14 protein-coding genes, 1 other RNA gene and 6 pseudogenes are annotated in these 20443 nt (G+C 39.8%); 16 read left to right on the forward strand and 5 right to left on the reverse strand.

All coding sequences use genetic code 11. The features are described 5' to 3' along the window. Nucleotides 1-225: 225 nt before the first annotated feature. From AC6ER9_RS02055 to AC6ER9_RS02065, 3 genes and pseudogenes are all read left to right on the forward strand, one after another. Complete coding sequence (locus AC6ER9_RS02055; RefSeq protein WP_497074782.1) at nt 226-636, forward strand: helix-turn-helix domain-containing protein; 411 nt, start codon at nt 226-228, stop codon at nt 634-636. Nucleotides 637-908: 272 nt separating this feature from the next. Continuing rightward, nucleotides 909-1051, forward strand: a pseudogene (locus tag AC6ER9_RS02060) (helix-turn-helix domain-containing protein); the annotation flags it as partial. 325 nt (nt 1052-1376) lie between these two features. After that, complete coding sequence (locus AC6ER9_RS02065) at nt 1377-1784, forward strand: helix-turn-helix domain-containing protein (RefSeq protein WP_497074783.1); 408 nt, start codon at nt 1377-1379, stop codon at nt 1782-1784. A 1200-nt stretch (nt 1785-2984) separates the two neighbouring features. Here AC6ER9_RS02065 and AC6ER9_RS02070 read toward each other — a convergent pair. The 3 genes from AC6ER9_RS02070 to AC6ER9_RS02080 all read right to left on the reverse strand — a co-directional run bounded on the left by AC6ER9_RS02070 (nt 2985) and on the right by AC6ER9_RS02080 (nt 4366). After that, nucleotides 2985-3170, reverse strand: coding sequence for a hypothetical protein (locus AC6ER9_RS02070; protein ID WP_497074784.1), 186 nt, complete (start codon nt 3168-3170; stop codon nt 2985-2987). Nucleotides 3171-3621: 451 nt separating this feature from the next. Continuing rightward, a complete protein-coding gene (locus AC6ER9_RS02075; protein ID WP_497074785.1) occupies nt 3622-4203 on the reverse strand; it encodes a disulfide bond formation protein B in 582 nt (193 codons plus the stop codon). 10 nt (nt 4204-4213) lie between these two features. Further along, complete coding sequence (locus tag AC6ER9_RS02080) at nt 4214-4366, reverse strand: DUF5993 family protein (protein WP_497074786.1); 153 nt, start codon at nt 4364-4366, stop codon at nt 4214-4216. Nucleotides 4367-4915: 549 nt separating this feature from the next. On the opposite strand from AC6ER9_RS02080, the gene AC6ER9_RS02085 reads away from it, so the two are divergent. The 9 genes and pseudogenes from AC6ER9_RS02085 to AC6ER9_RS02125 form a co-directional block, all read left to right on the forward strand. Continuing rightward, on the forward strand, nt 4916-5044 hold the full coding sequence (locus AC6ER9_RS02085) for a hypothetical protein (RefSeq protein ID WP_497074787.1): 129 nt from the start codon (nt 4916-4918) through the stop codon (nt 5042-5044). 136 nt (nt 5045-5180) lie between these two features. After that, nucleotides 5181-5690 (forward strand): 5-(carboxyamino)imidazole ribonucleotide mutase, encoded by a 510-nt coding sequence (gene purE, locus AC6ER9_RS02090; RefSeq protein ID WP_497074788.1) that lies wholly within the window; start codon nt 5181-5183, stop codon nt 5688-5690. A 1-nt stretch (nt 5691) separates the two neighbouring features. Beyond that, the gene (locus AC6ER9_RS02095) at nt 5692-6915 is read left to right on the forward strand and encodes a 5-(carboxyamino)imidazole ribonucleotide synthase (protein WP_497074789.1); all 1224 of its coding nucleotides are present in this window, start codon (nt 5692-5694) and stop codon (nt 6913-6915) included. Nucleotides 6916-8193: 1278 nt separating this feature from the next. After that, nucleotides 8194-8457, forward strand: a complete 264-nt coding sequence (locus AC6ER9_RS02100) for a hypothetical protein (RefSeq protein WP_497074790.1) — start codon at nt 8194-8196, stop codon at nt 8455-8457. A 1338-nt stretch (nt 8458-9795) separates the two neighbouring features. Further along, nucleotides 9796-9921 (forward strand): type B 50S ribosomal protein L36, encoded by a 126-nt coding sequence (gene ykgO / locus AC6ER9_RS02105; RefSeq protein ID WP_013545486.1) that lies wholly within the window; start codon nt 9796-9798, stop codon nt 9919-9921. A 169-nt stretch (nt 9922-10090) separates the two neighbouring features. Further along, on the forward strand, nt 10091-10873 hold the full coding sequence (locus tag AC6ER9_RS02110) for a tetratricopeptide repeat protein (RefSeq protein ID WP_497074791.1): 783 nt from the start codon (nt 10091-10093) through the stop codon (nt 10871-10873). Nucleotides 10874-10927: 54 nt separating this feature from the next. Continuing rightward, nucleotides 10928-11213, forward strand: a pseudogene (locus AC6ER9_RS02115) (hypothetical protein); the annotation flags it as partial. 11 nt (nt 11214-11224) lie between these two features. Next, nucleotides 11225-11466: pseudogene (locus AC6ER9_RS02120) on the forward strand (hypothetical protein); the annotation flags it as partial. Between the two features lie 54 nt (nt 11467-11520). Next, nucleotides 11521-11713: pseudogene (locus AC6ER9_RS02125) on the forward strand (hypothetical protein); the annotation flags it as partial. A gap of 847 nt (nt 11714-12560) precedes the next feature. Here AC6ER9_RS02125 and AC6ER9_RS02130 read toward each other — a convergent pair. Then, entirely contained in the window at nt 12561-14258 is a 1698-nt protein-coding gene (locus AC6ER9_RS02130) for a DNA polymerase (RefSeq protein ID WP_497074792.1), read from the reverse strand. Between the two features lie 603 nt (nt 14259-14861). On the opposite strand from AC6ER9_RS02130, the gene ssrS reads away from it, so the two are divergent. From ssrS to AC6ER9_RS02150, 4 genes and pseudogenes are all read left to right on the forward strand, one after another. Beyond that, nucleotides 14862-15021, forward strand: a non-coding RNA gene (gene ssrS, locus AC6ER9_RS02135) — 6S RNA. Nucleotides 15022-15702: 681 nt separating this feature from the next. Beyond that, nucleotides 15703-16232 (forward strand): annotated as a pseudogene (locus AC6ER9_RS02140) (5-formyltetrahydrofolate cyclo-ligase); the annotation flags it as partial. Between the two features lie 188 nt (nt 16233-16420). Next, nucleotides 16421-17020, forward strand: coding sequence for a 5-formyltetrahydrofolate cyclo-ligase (locus AC6ER9_RS02145; RefSeq protein ID WP_497074793.1), 600 nt, complete (start codon nt 16421-16423; stop codon nt 17018-17020). 19 nt (nt 17021-17039) lie between these two features. Then, nucleotides 17040-17861, forward strand: a complete 822-nt coding sequence (locus tag AC6ER9_RS02150) for a TIGR00282 family metallophosphoesterase (protein WP_497074794.1) — start codon at nt 17040-17042, stop codon at nt 17859-17861. Nucleotides 17862-19774: 1913 nt separating this feature from the next. On the opposite strand, the pseudogene AC6ER9_RS02155 reads toward AC6ER9_RS02150, so the two are convergent. Next, a pseudogene (locus tag AC6ER9_RS02155) lies at nt 19775-20131 on the reverse strand (hypothetical protein); the annotation flags it as partial. Nucleotides 20132-20443 lie beyond the last annotated feature (312 nt).

The following is a 20443-nucleotide window of genomic DNA, read 5'->3' on the forward strand; positions in this document are numbered from 1 at the left end:
TGGACACGTGTTTTTGATCGTCCACGCAACGGTCAAATAGGGAGCTAAAGGCCCGAACGCTCAGTACATGAATTTATCCCGCTTTGCGGGTATCCCGGAATTCCGGGAGATTTTGCTATGTCCAGGTGCTTAACAGCACTAAAAGCAAAAAGCTGACTGAGCTCAGTACCTTTAGACTCCCGGAATACCAACGCGAGGGCGCTCGCAACCGGAGGGGGGCTTAAAGTGCAAACCAAAAATCCACAGTTTCAAACTAAAAACTCACATTTTATTGATATTGCGATTGGCCAAAGAATTCGTCATAGACGCATTGCCATGGGGCTTTCTCAAAAAACCTTAGGAAGCTTTTTAGGAGTGAGTTTTCAACAAATACAAAAGTATGAAAAAGGTTTGAACCGCGTAAGCGTAGGGCGTTTACTGGAAATTGCTCAAAAGCTACAAGTGCCTATGAACTTTTTCTATGCGGACCTTTTAACAAAAGATATTGCCAAAAAAGAAGATCTTTTAGCACAAGAAAATCTCGCACACCATGATCAATACATGTGTAGCGAAAAAGAATTTTCCCTTTTGAAAAATTTCAGAGAACTTACCGCTAAAAAACAAAAGGCAATTTTGTGTTTGATTTCTGAGCGATAAAAACGCACCTTTCATTTTTATTGCGGGTCCTTTGAAATTATTTTATAAACAAGCAAGCGGTTTTCATTGTACGGGGCAGTTTAAGGGAAAAACCTAGAGCCTGAAAATCCATGCCGAAACATTCGTTTTCTTTATAAAGATTGCGGAATTCGGGAGATTTTGCACTGTCTAGGTGCTCGACCGCACTAAAAGAAAAAACCTGACTCGGATTCAGTACCTTTAACTCCCGGAATACCAATGCGAGGGCGCTCGCAACCGGAGGGGGCCTTAAAGTGCAAACCAAAAATCCACAGTTTCAAACCAAACACCCACACTTTAATGACATTGCTAATCAAGCAAAAGAATTCGCCACAGACGCATTGCCATGGGGCTTTCTCAAAAAGCCTTAGGAAGCCACTTAGGTGTCAGTTTCCAATGAACCCCAAAACACGCATCTTTTCACAGCAACTCTCATCAATGCAGCAGCGCAGTTAACAGCGCTTTTTTCTTGCCAACCTTTTGAAATTCCTTTATTGATGGACACGTGTTTTTGATCGTCCACGCAACGGTCAAATAGGGAGCTAAAGGCCCGAACGCTCAGTACATGAATTTATCCCGCTTTGCGGGTATCCCGGAATTCCGGAGATTTTGCTATGTCTAGGTGCTCGACCGCACTAAAAGCAAAAAGCTGATTAAGCTCAGTACTTTTAGACTCCCGGAATACCAACGCGAGGGCGCTCGCACGAGGCGGGGGCCTTAAAGTGCAAACCAAAAATCCACAGTTTCAAACTAAAAACTCACATTTTATTGATATTGCGATTGGCCAAAGAATTCGTCATAGACGCATTGCCATGGGGTTTTCTCAAAAAGCCTTAGGAAGCTTTTTAGGTGTCAGTTTTCAACAAATCCAAAAATATGAAAAAGGTTTGAACCGTGTAAGCGTAGGGCGTTTACTGGAAATTGCTCAAAAGCTACAAGCCCCGATGAGCTTTTTTTATGCGGACCTTTTAACAAAAGATATTGCCAAAAAAGAAGGTCTTTTAACACAAGAAAATCTCTCACACCATAATCAATACATGTTCAGCGAAAAAGAATTTTCCCTTGTAAAAAACTTTAGAGAACTTACCGCTAAAAAACAAAAGGCAATTTTGTGTTTGATTTCAGATTAAGCAAAAGCACCCTCAAACATCATTTTTCCATATCTCTGCTCAAAATTTCCCATGGCCGCCATCACTGCCCCATCAAGCGTCGTATTTTATGGTATAAGAGAATAACAAAAGCCCAAACCACGCCCTAAAAGACACACCAAACACAATACGATACTTAAATAAAGCATAAATCCCCCCATTTTTTATTTAAATTCCTCTCATTTTTTACTTCCATTCTAGAGACAAAACCGGCTCATTATTGGATTGACAAACACAAAGTTTTGCAGCCCAATTTCAGCAGCGGCTAAATTCTAGCCTTTGAAAGAAAAGAAGCCATAAGAAACATTTTTACAATTTTTTTTAAGAATTTTTATCCATAAGCCATGCTTTTTTTTATAACAGACAAAGATCACTTAAATGGATTTACGCTAAGAAACTGGCGTATGAAAGAACTTTTGTGCTTTTCTCCTTGGTACATCCATAATGATAAAGTTATCCTTATTAAGTCAATATTGTTTTATAGAAAGAAACATTATCAAAACGCTCTTCTTTTTTCTAGGATAAAGACTTCACACTGAAAGACAACATCTAGGAAATAAAAAAAAAGGTCCGCTTTTTACAGACAAACCTCTAAAGAAAATTATTTAAATAATTTTCAAATTTTAAATTAAGCCTTCTTGGAGCACTAAAGGCACCTCGCAAGCACCAAAATGAATACTAATATTCTATTTAACACAACGCTAAAAAAAATCAAGAGTAAAAAAAATTATTGTTAATAAATCTTTAAAAAAACAAGGCTTTTACCCCACACTGCTTGACAATCCTTCAATTTAATAACGCTACCCCCTCACCACTGCGTTCATGACAGTATAAAAACTTTACAAAGCGACTCTTCCTTTAAAAACGCAATCACAAATGCTCTTAGGAAGCCGGCACATCTTATCCACTCCATTGCCGATAAATTTTTAACTTTATGACGTTGTTTACCTTAAGAGAGCTTTTTTTATTTCCTGTAAGGCAACATTCAACCCCAGAGCAGCCGCATGTTTAAGACAAAGATTAAGACGTTCCAGTGTAGCACAAGCGGCTCTAATTTTGTATGCCCAATAGGGGCGTGTGTTGTGTATCTTTTCGTTTGTGTAATCTCTAAAACTGGCAGATAGCCTAATTTGGATAGAATATGCCGTTTTGAAGGGAGAAAACCAGTTCTCATCCTTATCATCATTCTTTGAATTTGGCTTTACAACTTGCAAAAATATCCCAAGAAGTGTCTTTTAAATAATGGAGAAGACACAATGCCTCACGCTTTTGTTTCTCATGCGTCTTGGGATCACGCCTTTCACGTAAAATAGAATAAAATAAACTATCGGTATGTTGCCAATTCACGCGCTTGTTAAAAAAAAGCACACGTCATACCCATTTCGCAGCGGCGATTTGTGAAGGATATAACCGTAAACCCACGAAGCACTGCCATCTTTAAAGCTTACAAAGAAGCACGCCGATAGCATCATACGAGAAACGCTCTGGCAGCATCATACACCTTGTGCCAACCTTAAAATGTTGCAGACTATTCCTTAAGCCCGTAAAACAGTCTATGAAAAGCCATGCCTTTCTTGAACAGTTTCACGCCACACGGGGCCCGCTTTTAACGTGTAAGCGACATGGTATTGATTTATTCAATAGGGAATAAATTGGAAATGAGAAAATCTGACGCTGTTCAAGGATCTCATACAAGTTGGATAACGCTAAATTATCATTATAAATCAAAGCATTACACCAATAAAAAAAGAAGCGGAGATTTTTGAAAAATCCGCTTCTTTAGCGGTAAAACTATATTGTAGGGTAATTAAAAAAAACCTTAAGACTGTGAAGGGAACCAACTTGATAGCAGTTCATACCTTACAGGATCATCAGCACATTGTCCTCCACCACATTCCAAGATAGTCGAAATCAAATTTGCCGCAATTAAAAATACAAATAAGAAACTTGCCACTTTTCCTAGGATTGGGAAAGGAGAAAATTCTTTAAACTTGTGTGCCAATTCGCCTAAAATCATGAGGCAAGTAACAGCAAAGATACAAAGGACAGAAATAATGAAAGCCCAAGTATAAAAATGCAATCCCAAAAATGTTGAACCATATCCCAGATCATCAGGTGTAATATGTAAAAACACCTGCCGTGCCGCAATAATACTGGTTACCATACACCCGATAATAACCATACCATAATGGGTATTTTTCACCTTATCGTGAATATTGAGCAAGAACCCACATCCTGCCAATATCAATCCAACACGCTGCAGCAAACAAAGGGGACAAGGCAACTCAAACTTTACCAGTTGATAATAAAAAGCCACCACCAAGACAATGGATAATCCAATCAATCCTAGCGTATTCATAAAGACAACAAAATTGGGATTTTTTTGTTCAACATTTTCCATGATTATTCTCTCAAAAAGATAAATTTAAAGTAGAAGTTGCGTGATGATTAAATGTCAGCAGAATGACAACAAACAAAATTGCCCACAGCACATAAGTTATATTTTTTTTGCCACACACCGTCGTTATTGCAGTGCCTAAAGCGATTAAAAATGGAAAAAACATAGCTTTAAATCTCCTTGATCTCATAATACCGATATTTTTCTTAAATTTCGGTCTTTTACTCTTAAATTTCTTAATTCATGCGTATCCAACATATGACAAAATTGGGCAAAAAAGAGACAAAGAGTTTATTATTATCATTAATATTTTGAGTTAAAGAAACGAAGAACTCTATACATGCCGCCTCCCAATGCCTTTCAACAAAAGAACGAAAACATTGATGATTCGCGTTTTTTGATTATTCTTTATTTTAGTGATTATAAAAGCGTTTATTTCCCCCCATCTATAACTAAGTAGCAAAAACAAGGAACCTTCAAAATTGCGAGAGATTTCTCTCTTTATTCCAAAAGAACATCTTTATTTATAGCGCATTTTATTTTTAACACATTTTTGCCACAAAAATATCTTTTTTTCTGCCATTAATGTTTCAAATTGCATCATATTTTTACAGCATATGGTGCAAGTTTTTCAGTATATGGTGCAAGGGTTTATTTTAGCAAACAAAAAATGCGATATTTTCTAAAAAACCTTAATATCTTGGGGATGTATTTTTTGTTTTTTCTTAAAGTAAACGACAATCCAGCAGTATCGCCCCTTTTAACAGCACCGCTCAAAGGAGAGTGCTTTCATGCGCTTGAAAACGATAGTTTTTCAGCTATTGTCGCACCTCTTCAACTTTGATCTTTTCATTTTGTTAAAAAAACTGTTTCTCTCTCATCAATTAGCTTTGCAAAGAGTGTATAAAACTCTTAAAAAAAATAATGATAAAGAATCGCTTTGAACCTTTGAAAAGAATGGCGTTTGAAAAGGATAGGAAATGACAAAGAAATCGTGTGATGTCGGGATTTTAATGGGGAGCCAATCAGATTGGCAAACGATGTGCCATAGCGCAGATATTTTGACAAATCTTGGCATTTCTCATAGTTCGCATATTATCTCAGCCCACCGAACCCCTGAACGCCTTTACCACTTTGCCAAGGGAGCAAAAGCAGCAGGTTTTAAAGTTTTAATTGCCGGCGCTGGTGGGGCTGCCCATCTTCCTGGTATGCTCGCAGCACTCACCCCCCTTCCTGTTTTTGGCGTTCCTGTGCACTCTCATTCTCTCTCTGGTCAAGATTCTTTGCTTTCGATCGTGCAAATGCCCGCAGGAATACCGGTTGGTACACTGGCGATTGGCAAAGCAGGCGCCATTAATGCCGCCCTTTTAGCCGCCGCCGTTATGGCCGTATACGATCATGATCTCGCCCAACGATTAGAAGATTGGCGTCAACAACAAACAGCCAATGTCGCCCAAACGCCTGTATCAACACCTGTATCGGAGGTTTAAAATGGCACCGTCTTCCAGCATCACCCCCTCCAGCATCACCCTGCCCTCCAACACAACACCCAGCGCCACACCTTCCCACGCCGCACCCTCTAACACCGCGCCATCCAGCGCCGGACCCTCCACCACCACATCATCATCCACCATGCTTTCTCCCGGCAGCGTCATTGGTTTAATCGGTGGTGGACAATTAGCACGCATGCTCGCCATAGCGGCCGCAGAATTAGGTTTTCGAACCGTTATTTTTTGCCCTGAAGCTGATTGCCCAGCAGCCCAAACAGCCAACAAGCATATTGTTGCCTCCTATGATGATTTATCCGCTTTAGATGATTTTATTGCTCAGTGTGATGTTGTCAGCTATGAATTTGAAAATCTTTCACTTCAAACAGTTCAATATGTAGAAAAGAGCAAGCCTGTTTATCCTTCTTCCAAGGCCTTAGAGATCACACAAGATCGACTTTTTGAGAAGCAATTTTTACGAGATCAAGGGATCAGAACCGCTTCATGGCATGCTATTGACGGCTCTTCTTCTCTTATTTCTGCTCTTGATGCCTTAGGTGGGCGTGGTCTTTTAAAGACGCGTCGTTTTGGTTATGATGGGAAAAACCAAATAAAGCTTGATCACCCCAATGAACAAACCCTTGAAAAAGCCTTAAACACTTTTCAAGATCAGCCTTGTATTTTGGAAGAAATTGTTCCTTTTTTATCAGAGATTTCAGTTCTCTCGGCCCGTACAAAACAAGGGGAGCATATTTTTTATGATTGTCCTGAAAACCAACATAAAAACGGGATTCTTCATAAGTCTTTTGTTCCCTCCCGTGTTCCCCTTGAAGTGCAAAAAACCGCCCAAGAGATCAGCGTTACAATAATGAATGCTCTCAATTATGTTGGTGTTCTTTGCATTGAATTTTTTGTCTTAACGGACAATGGTCTTTTAGTAAATGAATTAGCACCGCGTGTGCATAATTCTGGTCATTGGACACAAAAGGCCTGCATCACTTCACAGTTTGAACAGCATATCCGTGCTATTTGTGGCCTTCCCTTAGGCAGTTCCTATCGCCATAGCGATTGCCAAATGACCAATCTCCTTGGGAATAATTTAGACACTTTAAAATATTATCTTACGCAAGAGCACACTTCGATCCATTTATATGGCAAAAGCCAGATTCTCCCCCATCGCAAAATGGGACACGTCATCCAATTAACCGGCCCCGCCAGAAAACCTTAACCTCTCCACAAAGACAACCTCTCCACAAAAACAGCCCCATTTCTCCTCAATGAACTGAAAAAACATCCCCCTCCACGCACACCGATATCCAATAGTTTCAACAGCGCCCTGTTACCTTCTTTAACGCTTCCTTAACAGAGCTTCACGCCCTTCCCCACTGTTTTTTAAAAATTCCACCTCCCTCCCCCTCAAAAGACCAACCCCACACCGCTCAACAATCCACCAGCTCTGCCGCCTCCCTCATCCTTTGCCACCCCTCATCCTTACCAGCGCCACCTCTTTTCACCCCCCACCTCTCCAACGACGCTCTCCTCCTTTCACAACAGCATTCTTCTCTCATGCGATACCCCTTCATTTCCCATTAAATCCCCATCGTTAGAGAAACAACTTGTCTCTTGCGTCCATAGGAGACAGCACGCTCATGATGCATTCTTGATACACTCTAAGCTTTCTTTTTATATTTATTTTTCATAGACAGCATCCGTTTGTTTACCCATAAAGTTGCCGCAAACAAACAAATAAAACTTATCTCTCCCCCAACAACGCCTGACAACACAAGCCACATACAAGCCAAAAGCCCCCCCCTGCATCACAATTTTACTCTTTTTCCCTTCTCTTCTTTCCCCTTTAAATAGATAGAAGATTTTTTTTATTAATCCGCTCAACAACTTCCTCGAAAAGTTTTCTTCCCTTCTTCCAACAGCTCAAATTTCTTCTTTTCAAATAAAGTTTTCTTCCCTTCTCACAACCGACATCTTCTTTTTATCGCATCAATTTTTCCATCTATTCTTTAAGCTTGTTCAGACAATGAATAATCATAAACTATCTTCTCGATCTTGGGATCAATAATATCATTCATTAAGATCATCAAAACAGTGCTTCCAAAGCAGCAAATTTTTCTCGATCCAAGCGTCTTTCAAAAGCCCCGAACAGCGCCCTTAACTTATAAACGAGAAGTATAAATGTTTATTTTATTATAATGATCGTACTAAATTACTTTTTTAGCACTATCTTAGCACTATCATTGTCTTAAAAACGCCCATTCAGCAAAGAGTACTTCATTTTTAACAATAATGAAGTACTTTCACTTGCATTTTATCTTAATATGTAATTTCAGTATTGAAACGAAATTAAATTTTTTATAGCAAAATACCATGCAAAAGGGGGAGTGATGGATAGTATATCTTCAAACAAACTCAAAAATGAAAACAAAGAAGCAAATTTAAATGAGGAACAGCCTATCCCTCCCAAAAGCGCAGAGGGGGTCCATTTAGACACATGCTGTTTCTCTTTCTTTTGACCTTTCGTAAACCTATTATTTTCTTAACGAAAATCATGACGGTAGGTTTTTTATTAGAAGCAGGACTTTTTTCAATAGGATACCTTATAGGAGGAAGAGAGGTAATGCCCTTATCGATCGGGATACCACTGATCATTGTTTCGGCTCTCTTTGGCATTGGCAGCATGTATGCGAATTGGTATTATGACGTACTTTTATTACGTCTATCTCCAAAAAATGTTGACCTTACACTCTTTCAATAAACATCCTCATAGAATATGCTTTGGATGGGTGAATTTTTTTATACAGTGTAAATATTAAAAGGAATTCAAACAATCTATATTCAAGAGCTAAAGCGTATACTCAATATCTTGGCTCTCTCATCGGATAATTTGAATTCCTCATTGGCTCGACAATATCCAGCGATCCACCCCACACAGTAATAATTGAGTTGCAAAAAATCATAGGCTATTGCCTTAAAATAAAAATTTGTGCATAATTTTTTACTCTATAATAGCACAGAAGATAAATTCAACTCTTCATCAACAGTGCCAAGTATCCGGCTGCGTGCCTCAAGCTTCATGTCAAAGCTGTAATAACAAGATATGATTGCAGCACTGAGCTTATCCATCACAAAAAAGATCCTCTTCCCCCTCACGAATTCAATATAACCTATATCGTATTTGCTCAAGCTTTTTAAGCGTCTTCTTCCTACCTCATTTCGGGATAAAACTGAGAATAGCAAAGGTAAATATACGCCACACTATAAATAAAATTGTAAATTTAACAGAAACGCTAAAACAACAGCTATTCGAAATATCACTCACTTTAATATCTGTCATCTTCGTTATGTTTATCGCCTTCTTTCTCTTGTCTATAAAATCCCGTTATCCAAATTTTAGCGCCTAACAGTGCTCAAAGACGAAAAATTCTATGCTAATCTGTCAACAATTAAACTTCTCTTAAGTAAATTCAGCCAACTTGAATACTTCATATTAAACGCCTCATATTAAACGCCTCATATTAAACGCCTCATATTAAATGCCTCTTCGCCCGTAAATAGTATAACGACCAAATCCATTAAGCCCTACTCTTTTAAGAATTGCACCTCTCTCAAAAAAACAAAAGCTCTACACCACTTAAAACCATCCAACGACTAAAGCACGCTGCTCCTACTCCTTGCAACATTCCCCTTAACAACACTTATTTGTTTCATGCAGAAAAACTTTTAGCTTGTTTTCATCCATGATCTTTCTTTTGCTTTTTTTACGTTCAAGACAAGCATCAAGATACCCTAGGAAATTTGTAAGACACCCTTGACAAAAATAAGACTTCTTGTTAGGTTAACACTGTTTTTTTTGCAATTTTCACTTACGCGTTGTGTTAATGAAATAGGTTAATACGTGCCTTAAAGGTGCGTTTTTTCTTTTTATAGTCACAGTGAATAAAGTGTATTGTATAATGTTATGATGCAATGATAATCATCTAATGCACTGTTCGTGTATACGGTATTATCGTATTGGGATTGCAACATAATGTTATAGTTTGCGATTATTGTGTTATAATGTTGTGTTGTGTAAACTGTTTAAACGGTGAATAGGATGAAAATTAAAAATTCGCTTAAAGCACTCAAGGAACGCCACCGTAACAATCGTTTGGTGCGTCGTAAGGGTCGTATTTATATTCTTAATAAAACCAATCCACGTTTTAGAGCACGTCAGGGTTAATGTTTTCAGATATTTTTATGCCTACTTTTTGTAGGCTTAAAAATTGAAGAGCTTAAAGTTTTTTCTAGCTCTTTTAGGGGTGTAGATCTGTTGGTTACGAGTCCACTATTTGATTACGAGTCTATTGTTTGATAATATTTGGTGATTTATCTTTTAAGGGCTTGTTTTTATGGATCTTTCTGTTTTAAAGGCTTTTCGATTTTTTAAAGTGTGTTTTTTTGGTATTTTCCAGCGCGCTTTTTTTCTTTCTTTGATGGGTATTTTTTGTTTCATTTCTTCTAGTTATGGACAAAATCCTCCTTCACTTCCTCAAGATCGATCTTCTCCACAATCGCTTTTACCGTTAGATGATCTTATTCCCAATTCTCCTCCCTCATCCTCCACACCTTATGATTCTGACTCGTCTGCTATTATTCTTGAAGATTTTGACTCAGAGCAGCTTTCCTCTGTTGACAGAATTAAACAACGCAAAGAAGCAGAAATTTCACGTTTACTCAAAGAATTAAAATATTGTGCTGATGTTGCGAAAGCAAAAAAGATCAATCAACAGCTTCAACATTTATGGTCCCAATCGGGGAGCGAAACGATTGATCTTTTAATGTCATGGGCTGAAAATGCGATCAGCAGTGATGATTACGGACTTGCGCTTGATTATATTGATAATGCTCTTGCCCTTTTACCAACATACGCTGAAGCTTGGGTAAGACGTGCTTGGATTCACATTCAACTTAGTGATTTCAAGCTTGCCATGCTTGATCTCAAACATGCTCTTGAACTTGAGCCACGCAATTACAGTGCTTTTTTTGAACTTGGTATTACCATGGAAGCAACAGAGCGCCCAAAACTTGCTCTTAAAGCCTATGAAAAAGCCTTAGATTACTATCCACAAATGCAAAAATTTCAAAAGCACATTGAGGATCTGTTAGACGAACAAACACCCCAAGCGCTTTGAATCCAGAAACAAAACGTTTTACGCCTATTTTAAGCTTGCATAAGCCGCATTTGACTTCACATTCAACTTAGTGATTTCAAGCTTGCCATGCTTGATCTCAAACATGCTCTTGAACTTGAGCCACGCAATTACAGTGCTTTTTTTTCAACTTGATATTACCATAGAAGCAACAGAGCGCCCAAAACGTGGGCTCTTAAGACTGATGAAAAAGCCTTAGATTACACTCCACAAATGCAAAAAGCTCTAAAAGCACATTGAGGATCTGTTAGACGAACAAACACCAAAAGCGCTTGTGTTACGCATAAACAAAACGCTTTACGCCTATTTTAAGCTTGGATAAGCCGCGTTTGACTTCACATTCAACTTAGAAATTTCAAGCTTGCCATGCTTGATCTCAAACATGCTCTGGAGCTTGAGCCACGCAATTACAGTGCTTTTTTTTCAACTTGGTATTACCATGGAAGCAACAGAGCGCCCAAAACGTGGGCTCTTAAAGACTGATGAAAAAGCCTTAGATTACACTCCACAAATGCAAAAAGCTCTAAAAGCACATTGAGGATCTGTTAGACGAACAAACACCAAAAGCGCTTTGAATCCAGAAACAAAACGTTTTATGCCTATTTTAAGCTTGCATAAGCCGCATTTGACTTCACATTCAACTCAGAAATTTCAAGCTTGCCATGCTTGATCTCAAACATGCTCTTGAACTTGAGCCACGCAATTACAGTGCTTTTTTTTCAACTTGGTATTACCATGGAAGCAACAGAGCGCCCAAAACGTGGGCTCTTAAAGACTGATGAAAAAGCCTTAGATTACACTCCACAAATGCAAAAGCTCTAAAAGCACATTGAGGATCTGTTAGACGAACAAACACCAAAAGCGCTTTGAATCCAGAAACAAAAATTTTATGCCTATTTGCAAGCTTGAGTAAAAGATACGTCCACAGTTCAATAAAAGTAAATAAACCGGCCCTATAACCATACGACGAAAACGCCCTCCACATAACCATTGACCCCGCATCATTAACCACTACACTATTGACCACGACACTCTTGACAATGGTGGTAAATACTTAACTCTTTTGGCACAGTTGTTTTTGTATTATTTTTTATATTAAAAAACTTTTCAACACTTTCCCCAATCGACCTCTTTATCGCCTCGCGCCATTGGCTTACAAAGAACATTCATTGTTTTGCATCTTGGCTAAGAGCCCCTTATTGGGTTGATTCTATCATTTCCAATTTATCCCCTATTGAATCAATCAAAATCTCTTGCTTGCACGTCAAAAGCGGGAGGAGCCCCGTGGATAAAAATTGTATAAGAAAGACAATGGTTTTTCATGAATCATCTTACAAGCCTAAGGGATGGTCCTCAACACTCAAAGGCTGTCTAAAAGTTGTGTGGATAGCGCCGGCGCACTTTTTCACAGGCGTAAAAGTGGGGGGCTCAATGGGTAATCACCATGTTTTTTTTAACTTAAAGTGCAACACCCCACCCTTAAGACCATTACCAAGCGCTAAAACAACACTTAAGATATGCATCAAGGGGATTATCTCATAAACACCAGCATCAACAACGTATCACGGGCATCAACAGAATCTTACGGTATGAACAGGATAAAATTTGATATGCCTCACCCATTTCTATGCATGTTTTCATCACACAAGATATTCACTTTTCTTCTTCTTTAAATTGTTATTAATTTCTCAACAAAATGATAACCGCCAATCCCCATTCTCGTACTTGGTATTTTGATACTTTTACCAAAATGGAAATCATCTAATGAATTGATATGAGGCATTAACATTTCAGAAGGTATTGTTGAACAAACTGGTTTAAAAGTACCATCACTAAATTCTAGACAATATCGTCGAGGAGATAAATATTTAGCTGCGATAATTTTTTTATCGCTATTTTCTAATTTCCAAGCGCCTATTTTAGAGGGATGAATATTTAATTTTTGAGCATTTTCAGTTTTAAGACAATGGATACTATCGGTGTCACAATAGATGAAATTTTCAACACCAATTTTGTAAATAGACTCAATTAAAAACACACGCGCATAGCTGTTCATAAAAATGGCAATAGGAAGATATCCGCATTTTCTATAGAAAGGTTCATCTTTTCTAGAGAATCTTTGAATATCATTTTCAAATTCTATGAAACGTTCATACCTTCTTGGATTTTCACCAAACTTTCCAGACAGTGTATTAAGAAACATTTTTCCTATCAGTTTTATCGTTTTGTCATCTGAATTTTTTATTTTTAAAAATTCATCAATATATTCATTAAAGAGTGTGTCTTTAGATTTAAATACATAACTATCAAGGCATTCTAATTTTTCGTAATGATAAGATTCTTTAAATAATTCAAACTCTGGAAGCGTTAGCATGAATGTTTTTTTCTCATCCATTTCATATTCTGACACATGTGTGAGATATTCAACACCTCCGCGTAGTAATGGTGTGTTATTGTTTAACATTGGTATTTTATTAGGTTTTAATTCTGCTGATTTAACGTAAAATCTTTGAATAGCTAAATTAAATGTGCTGTTAGTTTCTATCTCCCCTCTGAAATAATATGGTCTTCCAATTGGGAGTGGCTTTAACATCATGGCAGGGCCCATGCTGTTTACATCATAAACTTCAATTTCCTCTTTAATGAGAGGGTCCTGATTTTTATTAAAAAAACAAAAACCACCTTGGTAAGCAGGCCTTAATAATTCGTCGTCAGGAATCTCTAAAGAAGGTATTAAATTTGTTTCTGTTGCTATTTTTTTATATTTTTTATCTATTTTTTCTTTCCATACTGCTTTAGCATCAGCTGCGAGAGTCATTTTATTTCTCCCCCATTGGAGCCTTTTTTTAAGAGCAATGGCTAATCCCTTGGCTCTATTGATAGAGCAGTCGATATCGTTTTGATGAATAACAACATCATCAATATAATCAAATAAAGAGGCTTTACTTTGTTTTAGGTCAGTAAAAGCTGTTATGATGTCTTCCAAAGGAGCAAGAAATAACTCCAATGAATCAAATAAATAAACTTTTTTTGATTTAAACAAAAGTGCTGATTTAAGAACTCTGTCATGTTGTGAGATAAAATCACAAAAAGTAGGTGTTATGGGATCATTTTGATTAAAATGACACCAAGATCTTATGATCGCATAATCATAGTTTAGGTTATAAGCATAAAATCTTGTACTTTTTTCTGTTCTTTTCATAAAGTCTAAAAAAAGTTTAACAGGATCACCATCGTTTATTGTAAAAACTGTGACATCTCTTGGCGATTCAACGTTAACAATCGAAACCATATAAGGTACAATCGGTTCTTTCATTGTTGCTGTGAAAGCAAAACTAAATAATTTACTAAAGTTAATCGGTCTCATATTTCCTCTCTCTATTTTCTATCTCTTTATTGTGTTCACTTTATTTTAACTATAAGCGATATGGATTATTTACTTTATATTTCTCTTCGCAGGATATACTTGATCGCTTGTGCCCCCTGATTACTCCTATGATTGCCATCCCCCATCATTGACAATGTTTTTTATAAACTTGAAAAATCATCGAAGCAAAAGGTATCCACAACGTGCCTTCACAATTGATAAAATAGCCTTAACATACACGTCACAAAGCAAAAAACTTGGCAACAGCCCCGTTAAACCTAATCAAGATCCCTCCCCCTTCACGTTTTCCTGCAAACATTGTCCCGAAAGAGCCAATCTAGCATTGCCTTAAACGAGATAAACAAACATTGTCCCGAAAGAATAAAATCAAGTATTCCCTATGCAAAAATCTTGCTTCACTCCCCCCTCACCTCTCCAGCGTTTGGTTACTTTTTACGTTGAATACGCCGTCCATCCATTTTGCTGCTATTTCCAGTCACTCCAGCAAGAATGTAAAAACCTCTTGTAAGACTTTCTGAGAAATAAGCCATTGCGGTTATTTTCTCTCTAGCAGAAGTTCTGAAATTGTTTTATATTAAGGGGGGTGTTCTGCGCTTCTCGACAGGAAATAACGTATTCCTGAGACCTTAGTGATCTCCAAGGGAGCTGTCCCTGATTAGGCCCGTGGGCTTTTTCATATGGCGCCCACCTATTTGTATAGGTTCCCGGGTCAAATTTTTCCATCGGCTGTTGTGGATCACCCTTTTTTGCATTATTTTTTATCCCCTAAGACTTCCCCCTAAATTTCCGCTCCTAAAACTTTCCCTCCCCTAACTTTCTCCTCTAAAGCTTTATCCTCCTAAAATTTTACCAGAAACAAAGTTGATCATGCCCTTTTGCATGAACGCCTCCTTTTGCAAGACCCCCCCTCTTCTACAAGCCAAACTATTGATTTATAAGGAATATTAATTTTTTCATGTTAAATGAAAATATCCATTCTCTCATCACAACCCCTCTCCTATTAAATCACGCACACCCCATGTTTTTTACATTCCAGTTGGTATGGGCATAAAAACGGGACAAGAAAACGATGTCTTTTCATAAATCGTCGAAAAATACCAAGAGATCATCCACAATATTAGAGGCTCAAGTGTATGATAGTAGCGGCTTGCTCTTTTATAACGTGTCAAGATAGGAGCTTAATAAACATGTCATAGAACTGATATACCTTTCATGAACACTGTCCGCGAAATGAATATGACGAACGTTAAGCGCTATTTTTTAAACAGGCATAGTAAATAAGCAATCGAAATCTATTCCGTTTGTGGCATTTTTGTTTTAGGCAAGGGCTGAGCCTCTAAAAAGACACGCGAAAAAACAACGCATAAGGCCAATGGCAAAAATCTCTGAGATAAGCCTTCGTATAAGTATTATCTTATAACATTTGCAGCAACTTATAAAAAATAATAGATCAGCTTCATCCCTCCGTACCGAACTGCGCAAGAGTGGTTTAGCGCGTCGTGATGCTCTTTAATGAGAAGAGCAAGCTCTCTTTTCACAACATGTTTGTCGCCATTTTATTGAAGTTCTTGAAAAACAAGTAACTGATTTTTCACGTTTCATTTTGGCAGGCTATTGGCCCATCAAATCGGAAATTGACCCACGCCCTCTTCACAGAAGCAATAGCATCACGCGGTGGACGCTTAGCCTTACCCGCCGTGCTTGATGCCAGCACCATGATTTTTCGTTCCTTTTCATTTCACACGACTCTTAAAGCCCCATGTGTTTTGGCACTTTTGAATACAAGTTAAGCCCCTAAGGCAAACCTCAAGGCAATCTCCAGAATTCTAGGGCAGTCCTCAGGACCCCAGTATATCTCTCCAGCCCCCCAGAGCAAACAATGCCATTGTTGTTCCCAATAATATTCTTGTTCCGCTTTCTGCATTTGATCGTCACTGTCACCGTTTTGGTTATAGATGATGACGATACGACGCTTATTGGATAAGCGCAGCTTTTATCCAGAAAGCAGTTGATAAAATACCAACCATGAGTACAATCAATAAAATACCAGCAGCTTATAAAAGAGCTTAATAAAATGCTGACACTTATAAAACGCCGGTACCTATAAAACGCTAGATTTAGAAAGCGATATTGACAAGACCATGCCGCAATCTGATAAAACAGCTTCATCCCTCCGTACCGAACTGCGCAAGAGTGGTTTGTCACGTCGTGATGCTCTTTCAAAAGAAGAGCGAGCGCTCTTTTCACAACATGTTTGTCGCCATTTTATTGAAGTTCTTGAAAAACAAGAAACTGATTTTTCACGTTTCATTTTGGCAGGCTATTGGCCCATCAAATCGGAAATTGACCCACGCCCTCTCATGGAAGCAATAGCATCACGCGGTGGACGCTTAGCCTTACCCGCCGTGCTTGATGCCACCACCATGATTTTTCGTTCCTTTTCATCTCACACGACTCTTGAACCCATGCGTTTTGGCACTTTTGGGCCTAGTGCAGACAATGCCACAGTTGTCCCCAATAATATTCTTGTTCCGCTTTCTGCGTTTGATCGTCACTGTCACCGCCTTGGTTATGGAGGGGGATATTATGACCGTGCCATTGAAGTGCTTGAAAAACAAGGACATCAAATGATGCTATGGGGCATAGGCTTTTCATGTCAGGAAGTTTCGTCTATTCCTGCAGCAGAACATGATCTACAGGTTCAAGGAATTTTTACAGAAAAAGGTTTCTTAAAATGCTAAAATGTGATTAAAGCGCCTTATGCGGTTTTTATTTTTGGGTGACATTGTCGGTAACACAGGCTGTAAAGTCGTTTTTGAGCATTTGCCTCAACTGATTGAGAAATGGCAACTTGATTTTGTTGTGGTAAATGGTGAAAACGCCTCTGATGGTTTTGGTCTCAAGCAAGAGACCTATCAAGATCTTTTAATGGCTGGGATTGATGTTATCACCACTGGCAACCATGCTTTTTCTCAAAAAGAAGCCTTACAGTATGCGCATGAGAGTGATCGTTTTTTACGTCCTGCCAATTGTTTGAAAGAAACTCCAGGCAGAGGAGCGGGTGTTTTTACAGCAAAAAATGGTGCGCGTGTTCTTGTCGCTAATCTTTTGGGCAGTGTTTTTATGCCGTATAAAGTTGCCGATCCCTTTGAAATAGCGGAAAATATTCTTCTCGCTTGCTCGTTGATGGAGCAAGCCGATGCCATTATTTTTGACTTTCACGCAGAGGCGACGAGCGAAAAGCAATGTTTTGGTCATTTTCTTGATGGTCGTGTCAGCGTTGTCGTTGGTACGCATACACATATTCCCACGGCTGATGCGCAAATTTTAGAAGGTGGGAGTGCTTATTTAACAGATGCCGGCATGTGTGGCGATTACAACTCGTCTCTTGGTATGGATAAAGAAGAGCCGTTACACCGTTTTCTTTACAAAAAGAAACAAGATCGTTTTGAACCGGCACATGGTCCTGCCACCCTTTGTGGTTTTGCCGTTGAAATTTCAGATCGCACAGGCTTAGCAGAAAAGGTCTCGGCAGTGCGCATTGGTCCGCATTTAAAGCCTGAAATTCCAGATTTCTGGTAAGCTTCAGTCTCTATTTAAAACCGCTCTCCTCTTTTAAAGCCCGCACTTTTTTATTAAGCCTCCTTTTATTCCCACAGATCCCTTGTCCTTTTGAAACCGCAGCAAGACGATTTTTCACGCCCTCCTCCTAAAAAAAAATTTAAGCACCAAAGAAAGCAAACTATTGAATCAGCTATAGGCATCATCCTCCTCTTGCCTTCCAAAACACCCGCCTCCAAAGGACACGCCTCCACCCCCCACCTTCTACAACACTCACCCCCAAAGCCAATCTTACCCTCCCCCTTCTATTGAACAATGAAAAGAAAACGGCTTACTTCTACCCCTTTATCAAGCAGAGTATTTAAGCCCCCATTAGGACTCGCCCCCCCACCTTCACAACACTCACCCCCAAAGTCAATCTTACCCTCCCCCCTTCTATTGAACAATGAAAAGAAAACGGCTTACTTCTACCCCTTTATCAAGCAGAGATTTAAGCCCCCATTAGAACTCGCTCCCCACCTTCACAACACTCACCCCCAAAGCCAATCTTACCCTCCCCCTTCTATTGAACAATGAAAAGAAAACGGCTCACTTCTACCCCTTTATCAAGCAGAGATTTAAGTCCCCATTAGGACTCGCCACCACCCCCCCACCTTCACAACACTCACCCCCAAAGCCAATCTTACCCTCCCCCCTTCTATTGAACAATGAAAAGAAAACGGCTCACTTCTACCCCTTTATCAAGCAGAGATTTAAGTCCCCATTAGGACTCGCCACCAAACATATCTGGAAAATACCTGATGCCTGATGCCTGATGCCTGATGCCTGATGCCTGACCCTTGATGCCTGACCCTTGATGCCTGACCCTTGATGCCTGACCCTTGATGCCTGACCCTTGATGCCTGACCCTTGATGCCTGACCCTTGATGCCTGACCCTTGATGCCTGACCCTTGATGCCTGACCCTTGATGCCTGACCCTTGATGCCTGACCCTTGATGCCTGACCCTTGATGCCTGACCCTTGATGCCTGACCCTTGATGCCTGACCCTTGATGCCTGACCCTTGATGCCTGACCCTTGATGCCTGACCCTTGATGCCTGACCCTTGATGCCTGACCCTTGATGCCTGACCCTTGATGCCTGACCCTTGATGCCTGACCCTTGATGCCTGACCCTTGATGCCTGACCCTTGATGCCTGACCCTTGATGCCTGACCCTTGATGCCTGACCCTTGATGCCTGACCCTTGATGCCTGACCCTTGATGCCTGACCCTTGATGCCTGACCCTTGATGCCTGACCCTTGATGCCTGACCCTTGATGCCTGACCCTTGATGCCTGACCCTTGATGCCTGACCCTTGATGCCTGACCCTTGATGCCTGACCCTTGATGCCTGACCCTTGATGCCTGACCCTTGATGCCTGACCCTTGATGCCTGACCCTTGATGCCTGACCCTTGATGCCTGACCCTTGATGCCTGACCCTTGATGCCTGACCCTTGATGCCTGACCCTTGATGCCTGACCCTTGATGCCTGACCCTTGATGCCTGACCCTTGATGCCTGACCCTTGATGCCTGACCCTTGATGCCTGACCCTTGATGCCTGACCCTTGATGCCTGACCCTTGATGCCTGACCCTTGATGCCTGACCCTTGAAAGGAAGCTCTTTAGAAAAGAATTCCTTTCCCCCCAAAAAAATCAAGTACAAAAAAGCAAATCATTTAAAAAAAACACACATCACCCTCCTCCTGCCTTCCAAAACACCCGCCTCCAAAACACCCACTTCTAAAGTGCTCGCCTCCAAAGGACATGCCTCCCCAGCACACCAGCCCCCTCAAAATATGATCTTAACGCAAACGCCCCAAACAAAACCCTACGGCATTTTCAAAACCCATAAAGCCATGCTCTGATAAGTTTCACACTCTTGATGAGTTTTCATACAGATATCCGTTGAATTTTAGCACCACAACGGGATAATTTTTCCAACCTCTCAAAACCTCGATCAAGATGATAAACACGATTAACGATTGTTTCACCCTTAGCTTCCCCCCTTTTCTGCCTCACTTGGCTACCCCCCATATAAAAAGATATGATGTAAGTAACAAGATAAAGGGTCCGCAATCACCAGCAAAATAAAAAGCCACACCAATCCGTTGCCATCACGGGAGCGCTTTGTAACTTCTCATGAAACATAAACGGTTACCGTTTGTCCATCGCGCTTTATCTCAAGCCCCGAAACGATTAAGCTCTTAAAACGTGCATAAAACGATTGTCAAAAATCGTCTCCACAATCATGCGTGGGTACCTTCTCCCCCGTGTCATAGGGCGGCGCCCCCGACCGTGACTCTAGGAAAACAGTAGCAAGCCCCCATCATCACCCCCCCCATCATTAAGCCCCATTATCAAAGTGCCATCATAAAGTGCCATAAATGACGCACATGATCTTAAAAAAACGCAAGAGCGAGATAATCAAAGCTCTAAAGACAAACCATGCTCTGATAAGTTTCATACTCTTGATGAGTTTTCATACAGATATCCGTTGAATGTCCTTTAAGGTTATTTTTTTAAGTTTTCTCTTTTGGGGGGATTTTAAGGGGTATGCGT

It is taken from the genome of Bartonella sp. SL317 (assembly GCF_059687655.1).